Source organism: Phyllobacterium sp., from assembly GCF_037994425.1.
Classification (GTDB): domain Bacteria; phylum Pseudomonadota; class Alphaproteobacteria; order Rhizobiales; family Rhizobiaceae; genus Phyllobacterium.
Genome location: NZ_JBBNAM010000166.1, coordinates 1 through 2,179 on the forward strand (window position 1 = coordinate 1; position 2,179 = coordinate 2,179).

Annotated in this window: 2 protein-coding genes and 1 pseudogene; 1 reads left to right on the forward strand and 2 read right to left on the reverse strand. The window is 59.3% G+C overall.

The window, feature by feature from the left end:
• Window positions 1–194: 194 nt before the first annotated feature.
• Both istB and AAAB35_RS12385 read right to left on the reverse strand, forming a co-directional pair.
• A complete protein-coding gene (istB, locus tag AAAB35_RS12380) occupies window positions 195–932 on the reverse strand; it encodes an IS21-like element ISRel16 family helper ATPase IstB (RefSeq protein WP_113113701.1) in 738 nt (245 codons plus the stop codon).
• Between the two features lie 11 nt (window positions 933–943).
• Window positions 944–1,903, reverse strand: a pseudogene (locus tag AAAB35_RS12385) (IS21 family transposase); the annotation flags it as partial.
• Here AAAB35_RS12385 and AAAB35_RS12390 point away from each other — a divergent pair.
• On the forward strand, window positions 1,817–1,999 hold the full coding sequence (locus AAAB35_RS12390; protein ID WP_162742163.1) for a hypothetical protein: 183 nt from the start codon (window positions 1,817–1,819) through the stop codon (window positions 1,997–1,999). The pseudogene AAAB35_RS12385 and the gene AAAB35_RS12390 overlap by 87 nt on opposite strands.
• Window positions 2,000–2,179 lie beyond the last annotated feature (180 nt).

Here is a 2,179-nt window from a genome sequence, read left to right on the forward strand (position 1 = left end):
GTCTGAACATGACCCAGCGCTCCTATTATGGCAGTCAACCCATCGACATCACTGCATTCCACCGTCACGCTCACCCCGTTCGTGCCGATTCCGATGAAGCCGCCCCTTTGTTCCGAGATGATTGCGCCCCCGGATTCCGGGATGATCTCGCCCCCTTGAGGCTGGGGTCCTGCTCAGTTCAATCGTGTAATGAGTCAAGATTTCCGGATCTGATTTCGTCGCAAGCTTTCGCCGGATAGGTCGATGCGATGAGCGTTGTGAACGAGGCGATCGAGGATGGCGTCGGCGTAGGTTGGATTACCGATGATCTCGTGCCAGGCTGATACCGGGAGCTGGCTGGTGATGATCGTGGAGCGGCGTCCGTAGCGGTCTTCGAGGATCTCGAGAAGATCATGGCGGGCCTGCTCGTTGAGCGGCTCAAGACCCCAATCGTCCAATATCAGGAGCTGGACGTGACCGAGGGTGCGCTGAAGCCTGGCATAACGGCCGTCGCCGTGGGCAAGGGCAAGATTGGCAAACAGCCGCGGCACACGCTGATAGAGAACAGAGCGGTCATCCCGGCAGGCCTTGTGCCCAAGCGCACAAGCCAACCAACTTTTGCCGACGCCGGACGGCCCGCAGATCGCGAGATTGTCGTGAGCATCGATCCAATCGCCGCCGATCAGCTTCATGAACAGCGCCCGATCGAGACCGCGTTCGCTGCGGTAATCGACATCCTCTGGCACAGCGTGATGACGAAGCTTGGCAAACCGCAGACGGGCGGCAAGCTTGCGATCGTGACGCGAACTCCATTCTCGCTCCAGCAGAAGTCCGAGCCATTCGGCATGGGAAAGCTGATCGCTTTCGCCGTTGGTGAGCAGTTCGTTGAAGGCTTTGGCCATGCCGGTCAGGCCCATATCGTTCAGTTTATCAAGAGTTGGATGCGCAAGCATATGACTTCTCCTTAGTGGTAATAGCGGGGACCGCGGATGTTGGAGTGGTGGATGGGTTCAGATGATGCTGTGCCTGATGACGCCGAAGATCGGTCGAGATGATTGTCGAGAATGGAGCGCACCGATCCATAGGTTCGAGCGCCGATTTCCAATGCCCGACCGCAGGCCGCATTGACCCTCTCGCGCTCAAACGCTTTGACGAGGCGGATAATGCCCAGGCAGGCCCGGTAGCCTTGCTCGGGATGCGGCCGGTCGGCGAGAATGCGCTCGCAGAGCAACGCAACGTCCGATCCGATTGCCGATGCCTCGCGGCTGATGCGCTCGATCGTCCAGTCGGCAAAGCGGCGGTGCGAAGATGGCATGTGCTCTGGCGTCGTCGTGTGCTTGCCATTGCCGCTCGATCGCCGGTGGGCGGCGATCCGTTCGCCTTTGTAGAAGATCTCGATGGTATTGGCCGTGATCCGCGCCTCGACCTGCTCACGGGCAAAACGGTAGGGCACGGAGTAAAAGTGCTTGTCGATATCGACATGATAATCGAGACCGGCCCGGCGTATCTTCCATTCAGCAAAGACGTATCGGTCGACCGGAAGAGGCCGCAAAGCGGGGTAATCAAGCTCTTCGAACAACTGTCGTCTTGTCCGTCCGACACGGCGTAGAACACGCTGATCGTTAAGATCAGCGAGCAATCCGACGATCGCAGCGTTGACGTCGCCAAGGCTGTAGAAGACGCGGTGACGCAGCCGCCCGAGCAGCCAGCGCTCGACGATACGAACCGCGGCTTCGACTTTCGCCTTGTCACGCGGACGGCGTGGCCGGGTCGGCAGGACGGCACTGCCGTAATGAGCCGCCATCCCGGCATAGGTGCGATTGACCTGCGGATCAAAATGGCAGGCCTTGATCACCGCCACCTTGGCATTGTCAGGGACAAGCAGAGCCGGTGCGCCACCGAAGGCCTCAAGCGCCAGCAGGTGGCCCTGATCATGCGCGAGGAGCGGGCCTCGCTTAACCGCGAATTGAACGACCAAATAGCGAAGGCGCTGGCGCGGCTCGTCGACGACGAACGCTGATCTGACTGAAATAGCTGTTCATCATAGACATCCGGTAATTCGCCGTGGGTCTGCGAAGCCGGCGAAGTCAGCTTCCATTTTGCAGTCTGCACTTCCCCAAAGGGCAATATCGGTTCGACGATTTCTTACGTAAGTTCAGCGTACCGCGGGACGTGTTGCCGATGCACGTCAAATGTCCTC